Raw genomic sequence first — 6,948 nt, 5'->3', positions numbered from 1 at the left:
TTTATTCATTATGGTATTAAATTCAGGAATTTTAATATCTGAATGAATATCCAATTCGCTATTAAACTCTGTATACGTATCTTTTATAATTCTATCTACATTATTTTGCTTCATATTATTTCACCTCTTTTTAGTCTATAACCCATCGCAGCAACTTCAAAATATGCATCAACACATATAAGCTGGGCCTCTTATATATTAGATAATGTTTTTTTTAAAAAGTTTCATTTTTTTGTAAATTATCTTAATCTAAAACTGTTGCCGCAACTTCAAAAGAAGGATCAGCGCATATAAGATGTGTATATATCTTGTTTTTCGCCCTTTTATGTTTTGTTTTAACAGTGTTTATATTTAAGTTTAGTATCAATGCTATTTCATTTAAATTCAAATCACAGTAATATCTTAAATATATTATCTCTTGATCAACAGGATTTAACATTTTAATAGATTGTTTTATCTGCTCATTTGTTTCCCGTTTTATCAATAATTCTTCTGGAATATCTTCTGAGGAATTACCTAATAACTCTAAGTAAGTATCTTCACTAGGAATTTCCCTATTATATTTTCTAATCCATGACAAACTCTCATTCTTCGCTATTGTAAAAATCCATGGTTTAAATTTTTTTATATCTTCAATTGTATCAAACTTTTCATAAGCTTTCATTAAGGTCTGTTGAAGTATATCCTCAGCTAAATTCTGGTTTTTTATAATAGAGTATATAAATTTATATAACTCCTTATATACTATAGACATCTGTTCTTCAAAAGCTTTTTTTCTTTTGTTAGATTTAAATACATCAATAAACTTCATTACTTTTCTCCTTAAGTTAATAATATATGAGAGGATTTCAGAAAACCATTTCAAAAATAATAGCATGTCAATGACCAATGATTTCAACAGCAACAAAATCCATACCCTTTTTTTCATTGAATTCTCTTAATTTAAATTTTTCAGTGTTATTTCTAACATATATTCACATTCAAATATTTTTCTTGATTATATGGATATTATACCATTAAGTGGTATTTTAATAAATACAGCTAATGTAAAAGTAACACAATATTAATTTAATGTGTTAATTAAATTCCTTAAGCTCATTTTAGTTTTTTTATCATTTGGTGTGGTAGCTAATGTATTAATTAATTGTGATAGTGTTATTTTGTTTTTATATATTTTATCCACATCTGAATTAATAAATAAATTGGTTAACTCTTGGAATAATTCCGTAGTGTTACCATCAATATTATTTGACGAACGAGACAACCAGAAAACTGATCCTATTGTTGAGGTCATAAACCTTAAATTGTCATCCCTCTTTAAACCTCCTAGACTTGCACCTAAAAAGGAGAGTTGAGATTTAATATCATTATTTGTTATTTGTTGAGTATTATTTTTAGATATGCCATTGAAAAGATAACCATTAAAAACAATAGAGATAAACAACAATAAAACTAAAATTAAAGTTTTATTTTTCAACACAAAACCACCCCTTAAATTTGATAATTATAATTATATACTTTATTTATAAGGCTATGTTAGACAATAATGAGGATAAAAGAATATAAAATGGACTTCTCGTAAACAGACAAGCCCATATACTTTTTCCTAACTATTAAGTATAATTATCTCATTGTAAACTAATATTATAATGATTAATGCAGTAATTATAGGAATAAAACACCCTATTAATTTATATATTATAAATGGGAGACGTTTTTTTCTTTCCATCTCCGATATCATATATGGGAGACGCTTTTTTCTTTCCATTTCCGATACATCACAGTTTGACTTGCTAAACTGTTTTTTCATTTTTTTTAATCCTATTTCTCCATTAACAAGAAACCCAAAACCTACCAGATTACTTATAATAATAATAATCATAATTTTAATAAAATTTTGCATTGCTTTTCCCCCTAATTTAATTTTCGTTTTTTAAACATAATTGATATCTTTATAAAATTTACTTAATAATAAATTTCAAAAAGGTTATTCAGGTTATTAATGAACAATATTATACAAGTGTTTGTTAAATTATAGTTTATTTATACACTAAAAATAACATAAATTTCAAGTATAACGGATTAAATCATCTAAAAATTGGTTCTCTACCTTTGTAAGTAACAATTCTGGTATCTACAAAGTTTGTTGTACTATGAACTATAATATTTTTGCTTTTAATTATGTCTTTATCATCCTTAAAACATTGTAACCACTTGGACCAATGCAGATAATTATCCAAAAATTTAGTCGATACTCCATTAAATTTTACCATCCATTTTTTAAACTGACTATGCAAATTATTTACATAATTAATATGATAAATACCATTCTTATGATGGTCTCTCATAATACGTTTATGGTCTAAATTAAGGTCTCTACCAAATCGAATGTAACTTTTGTGACTATCTGTACAAATAATAGCATCATTGTCTATATGACCACCGTAAAGCCTTTCGAGGTCTCTATAACCCACTCTGCCCTTACATATCATTTCAAGAATAATATTGTTGTTTCTATCAACCGCTGTGGCTACACATATCTGTTCATTACTTATACCACGTATTGTAATTTCTTTACCTCTTTTGCGAGAACGTCTTGGCATTAAAAACCCACTTTTTTTATGATTACCTTTGAACGATTCGGCTACAAATGTTTCATCCATTTCTACAACACCATCAACATCTCCCGTACCCATAAATGTTCCTATACAATCAAGTATTTTATGTCTCATATAAAATGAGGTTTTAACACAAACTTCTATAATTTCAGCACTTTTTCTTATACTATTTCCCATAACCATACATTTAGCATAATTTATCCATTTTTCTAAAGGTAGTTTGGTGCTTGATAATGCAGATTTTGTAAAGTCATTAAAAGTCCTATTACAAGTCCTACATTTATACCTTTGTTTATCATTTAATTTACCATTCTTAACAACATGAGTTGAGTTACAATGAGGGCAAACCTCCCCCTTTGCAAATCGAGATTCTCTACAATCTTTAGGAAGACTATGAGTTAATGAGTTAAGTGACATTATCTCCCCTATGAAGTCAAATAAGTCTTGTAACTCTAAATCTGAAAAAGTTTTTATATCTTCTTTTAAAATACCCACGCTTGGCATATAATCACCTCATAAATGTATCTACTACCTTATTATAGCACAATACATAGTTAATAAAGTAACCCCATATCCATTGGATATGGGGTTACTTTCTATGAAACAGAAATAAATTATGTAGCTTTAAATATCACTATTATAATTTCTGTTCTCTTACAACCATTATTGAACTCAAAATGGCTGGACTTACTATACTTCTTTTGAATACATTGGGGATGGATTTGGAGCAAGTATAACATAACATGACATATCTTTATCGCTAGTATTTGTTAAGCTAAAAACTTCAGTACCCTTGCAGTGTATAACATCACCTTGAGTAATTTTATGATTTATGCCGTCGACACCCATATCTCCTTGACCTACAAGAACCTGAATAATAAGATCACTTTGTTCATGATTATGAGCCGGAACTCCTTGACCTGGTTTAAAATTTAAAACAAAATTAAGAACCCTATCTTCCTTGAAAATAATTCTTTTAGTGAATTTTTCCTCACTATATACCATTTTTTCAGATATTCTTTCTATTTTCATAATATTCCTCCTTTATTTAATAGTATGTTAATGGTTACTCTACGATTATTGCTCCCACTGGGCATTGTTCTTCTGCTTCCTTTGCACTACTTACAAATTTTTCTGCAACCTCATCTGGCGATGCTACTGCTTTTCCGTCATCTTCCATTTCAAAAATTTCTGGACATACCTCTGGGCATATTCCACATCCAATACATGTATCCTTATCTACGTGAGCTTTCATTAATATCACTCCTCTAACATATTTTTGATAATAAAAGAAATCTTATTACATTCTTTCAAAATCTGATTTAGTAACTCCACATAATGGACAAATCCAATCTTCTGGAATATCCTCAAATTTAGTACCCGGCTTTAGTCCACCATCTGGATCTCCTATTTCAGGGTCATACTCGTACCCACATACTATGCAAACATACTTATCCATAAAAACATCTCCTCTTAATTTATTGTTTCAAATATTTCTATAATTTATTTATTTATTTATTTATTTTAATATCTTTATTAGCTTCTTTCAATTTATTATGTTATAAGACTAGTATATTGACTAATCGTTATATTGTCGGTATCATACGTTACCAAACTCCAATTAAGAAGAAGTATCTAATTTCACCTTCTTTAACTGCGTTAGACGGGTCTCATCGACCTCAATGTGAAATTAATTCAATTGGTATTATGTTCCTTTCATAACAATTGTAAAATATTATTTTCATAATCATATCCTAGCTTTGTAGAATATCTATTTATTTTTTCACCCTAAATATATGGTATTATATAACTTATATTTAACCAAAAGAAACCCCAATCTGAGCTCCAGAGGGGGGGATCTTCATCAAATCTTACTAATGTTGCATCACCATGACTATCATTACATAATAATATTCCACCGACTTTTAAAAATTGTTTTGTTGCTTGGGCCACGAATCCTTATTATTCTCTTATAATTTTCCTATGGTAAATATAATCATTAATAAACCATATAATACATGATATTCCACATAAAATTGGTACTAGAACAAATGCACTGGTTGCTAAATTGCCCTCTAATACCAGTTTGAACCCCACTATCTACAATTCCAATTCTATTAGGAGCAATCTGAACAAACTGTTGCATATTATCTATGATCACATTAGGTGATGGTATTGACCTATTTTAAATCAGCAATATAATTTTTTTTGCCTTTGGCTAATCTATGAATATTTATTCTATTCAAATATTTTGTGATTAAATATATTATTGCAGATATCACAATTATGTATCCGCCATTGACTTCTGTAGTATAGTGATTATCATTTATAAAAAATAAAATAGCTGTCAAAACTACAAATAGCATTATTGAAAACACTGAGGATAATTTCTTCTTAAGCCCTTTTTCAGTAATAAATAATGGAGTTATCATCCCTTCTGTTACAAATATAATTAATACCACCCCAATATAATAAAGATATATAATTGGATTTGCTTCCCATGATAATCCGCCATAGGCCACAAAAGCTAATCCTGTAAACCAAAGAAAGAAATATCCAGATAGTTTAAGAAAAAGATTTAGTAAAATTTCTCTTTTACATGGTCCACTACTGTTATTGATAATATCATTAGTAAAGCCTTTTACATCATCCCCTACAGCCTCTTGCAAGCTGGAATTTCTTAATTCCAATTCTTGTGCCATTCCTATCAAGTCCCTTTGAATTACTTGTGCATCATATGAATTAACCTTAAACATACTCATACTTTTCATAATATTTTTAATGATCCGCTCGTCTTCTTCCCTTAATTCTATTGACTGCTTTTCATTTTCTTCTTTTAACAAGATTACTTCATTTTGAGTCATATTCTCATTCTCCCTCCATTATTTGATCCACAGACTTCTTTACATCATTCCATACAATTTCAAATTCTTTTAAAAACTCTTTTCCTATATTTGTTAAAAAATAATACTTTCTCTTTGGTCCTAGAGGAGACTCCTTATAAATAGATGAAATGATTTTCTTTTTTTCAAGTCGTAATAAAATAGGATAAGTTGACCCTTCTTTTACAGAATCAAATCCATAATCTTGTAATCGTGATACTATTTCATAGCCATATGTTTCTTCCCCACTTATTATCTTAACTATACATCCCTCTAATGTTCCACGCATTAACTGTGAACGATCTACCACATTAATCCACCTACCTTGCACCACATAATAGTTTAACTATATTGTACTGCATAGTAGTTTAATTGTCAATAAAATCCATAAGATTAATTTATGTTAATCATGGTATAATCAAATATATTTTGTTAGTCAAAATTGTAATCTATCTCGGTGCATTATTTATATAATAAGGGGTTGAAATTATGGATATAGAACAAAACATGTACAGAAAAGCTGTTGAATTTATTGAGCATCGTTTTCCACTAGGATGGGGTGGTGTGGCAGTAATTCATACTGAGGATGATAAATATTTTATAAGCGTGGCATTAGAAACTGCTAATGCTAGTGTGTCAGTTTGTATAGAAACAGGGGCAATGTGCGAAGCACAGAAATATCAAGCAAACGTAACACATTGCCTATGCGTTACAAGGGACGATGAAGTCTCTCCATTCAAGGTACTTTCACCTTGTGGTGTATGTCAAGAGCGATTACGTTATTGGGGAACGGATGTAAAAGTTGGAGTAACAACCAAAGATAACGTTCCTAAATTTGTAACTCTTAATGAATTACAGCCATACCATTGGACAGGGGCTTATCCGAATGAAGAGTTAGAGCATTATAAGAAAATTTAAAATTTACATATATCTTTCATCATATTATTTATAAGGTGAATTTTTAAGGTGACAATGCCATATTGACTATAAATAAAATTATTAACCCTTCATTTTCAGTGGGTTATAACAATCAACGGATTATTACAATATATAAAGAATATCTCTAATCTTTATATTTATACTAAATCATGGTATTGTTAAAATAGAATCGCAAAAAATTGTGAGGCATAAAGGTGTGTTATAAGTATGAAGTCAATACTATATAAGTATCCAATTACAGCGTCAGTTGTAAGGTAAGCATTTTTTAGGGGGGCACTTAAAAATGAAAAATAAAAAAGCTATTATTATTATAATTACATCCATAAGTATTCTATCTAGTATAATTCTATTTTTTTATGTTAAAACCGATTGGCCTGATAAACTTTATAATGGAATAAGGGGCATTGACTGGTTAATGATAATTGGGCTAATCCTTATGATTTTGAATATGATATTTATAATTATAAGTTTCTTACTTAATAAAAAGAAAGCATTCAAAATGATTATCA

11 protein-coding genes are annotated in these 6,948 nt (G+C 28.8%); 2 read left to right on the top strand and 9 right to left on the bottom strand.

The window, feature by feature from the left end; genetic code table 11:
• Positions 1-244: 244 nt before the first annotated feature.
• The 9 genes from ACJAX4_RS20845 to ACJAX4_RS20805 all read right to left on the bottom strand — a co-directional run bounded on the left by ACJAX4_RS20845 (position 245) and on the right by ACJAX4_RS20805 (position 5,810).
• Complete coding sequence (locus ACJAX4_RS20845; protein WP_435791352.1) at positions 245-811, bottom strand: RNA polymerase sigma factor; 567 nt, start codon at positions 809-811, stop codon at positions 245-247.
• A gap of 252 nt (positions 812-1,063) precedes the next feature.
• Positions 1,064-1,477, bottom strand: coding sequence for a hypothetical protein (locus ACJAX4_RS20840; protein ID WP_435791351.1), 414 nt, complete (start codon positions 1,475-1,477; stop codon positions 1,064-1,066).
• Positions 1,478-1,606: 129 nt separating this feature from the next.
• Entirely contained in the window at positions 1,607-1,903 is a 297-nt protein-coding gene (locus ACJAX4_RS20835) for a hypothetical protein (RefSeq protein WP_435791350.1), read from the bottom strand.
• Between the two features lie 184 nt (positions 1,904-2,087).
• Complete coding sequence (locus tag ACJAX4_RS20830) at positions 2,088-3,122, bottom strand: IS1595 family transposase (RefSeq protein ID WP_435791349.1); 1,035 nt, start codon at positions 3,120-3,122, stop codon at positions 2,088-2,090.
• Positions 3,123-3,308: 186 nt separating this feature from the next.
• Positions 3,309-3,650, bottom strand: a complete 342-nt coding sequence (locus ACJAX4_RS20825) for a cupin domain-containing protein (protein ID WP_435791348.1) — start codon at positions 3,648-3,650, stop codon at positions 3,309-3,311.
• Positions 3,651-3,684: 34 nt separating this feature from the next.
• The gene (locus ACJAX4_RS20820; RefSeq protein WP_435791347.1) at positions 3,685-3,873 is read right to left on the bottom strand and encodes a ferredoxin; all 189 of its coding nucleotides are present in this window, start codon (positions 3,871-3,873) and stop codon (positions 3,685-3,687) included.
• Between the two features lie 45 nt (positions 3,874-3,918).
• Complete coding sequence (gene rd, locus ACJAX4_RS20815; protein ID WP_435791346.1) at positions 3,919-4,077, bottom strand: rubredoxin; 159 nt, start codon at positions 4,075-4,077, stop codon at positions 3,919-3,921.
• A gap of 721 nt (positions 4,078-4,798) precedes the next feature.
• Complete coding sequence (locus ACJAX4_RS20810) at positions 4,799-5,482, bottom strand: hypothetical protein (RefSeq protein ID WP_435791345.1); 684 nt, start codon at positions 5,480-5,482, stop codon at positions 4,799-4,801.
• A gap of 4 nt (positions 5,483-5,486) precedes the next feature.
• Positions 5,487-5,810, bottom strand: a complete 324-nt coding sequence (locus ACJAX4_RS20805) for a PadR family transcriptional regulator (protein ID WP_435791344.1) — start codon at positions 5,808-5,810, stop codon at positions 5,487-5,489.
• A gap of 179 nt (positions 5,811-5,989) precedes the next feature.
• Between ACJAX4_RS20805 and ACJAX4_RS20800 the strand changes: the two genes are divergently transcribed.
• Positions 5,990-6,418: a cytidine deaminase gene (locus tag ACJAX4_RS20800; protein WP_435791343.1), complete on the top strand. Its 429-nt coding sequence runs from the start codon at positions 5,990-5,992 to the stop codon at positions 6,416-6,418.
• Between the two features lie 304 nt (positions 6,419-6,722).
• Positions 6,723-6,948 (top strand): hypothetical protein (locus ACJAX4_RS20795; protein ID WP_435791342.1); only part of this gene is annotated, 226 nt, incomplete at its 3' end.

The sequence above is a fragment of the Clostridium sp. genome, assembly GCF_051278035.1.
Lineage (GTDB): Bacteria > Bacillota > Clostridia > Clostridiales > Clostridiaceae > Clostridium_AD.
This window is presented reverse-complemented; position numbering and strand designations above follow the sequence as displayed.

Excerpts from the sequence above, each read along its gene's own strand:
- ACJAX4_RS20845 (WP_435791352.1), bottom strand. The coding sequence starts at position 811 with ATGAAGTTTATTGATGTATTTAAATCTAACAAAAGAAAAAAAGCTTTT.
- ACJAX4_RS20835 (WP_435791350.1), bottom strand. The coding sequence starts at position 1,903 with ATGCAAAATTTTATTAAAATTATGATTATTATTATTATAAGTAATCTG.
- ACJAX4_RS20830 (WP_435791349.1), bottom strand. The coding sequence starts at position 3,122 with ATGCCAAGCGTGGGTATTTTAAAAGAAGATATAAAAACTTTTTCAGAT.
- ACJAX4_RS20825 (WP_435791348.1), bottom strand. The coding sequence starts at position 3,650 with ATGAAAATAGAAAGAATATCTGAAAAAATGGTATATAGTGAGGAAAAA.
- ACJAX4_RS20820 (WP_435791347.1), bottom strand. The coding sequence starts at position 3,873 with ATGAAAGCTCACGTAGATAAGGATACATGTATTGGATGTGGAATATGC.
- rd (WP_435791346.1), bottom strand. The coding sequence starts at position 4,077 with ATGGATAAGTATGTTTGCATAGTATGTGGGTACGAGTATGACCCTGAA.
- ACJAX4_RS20810 (WP_435791345.1), bottom strand. The coding sequence starts at position 5,482 with ATGACTCAAAATGAAGTAATCTTGTTAAAAGAAGAAAATGAAAAGCAG.
- ACJAX4_RS20800 (WP_435791343.1), top strand. The coding sequence starts at position 5,990 with ATGGATATAGAACAAAACATGTACAGAAAAGCTGTTGAATTTATTGAG.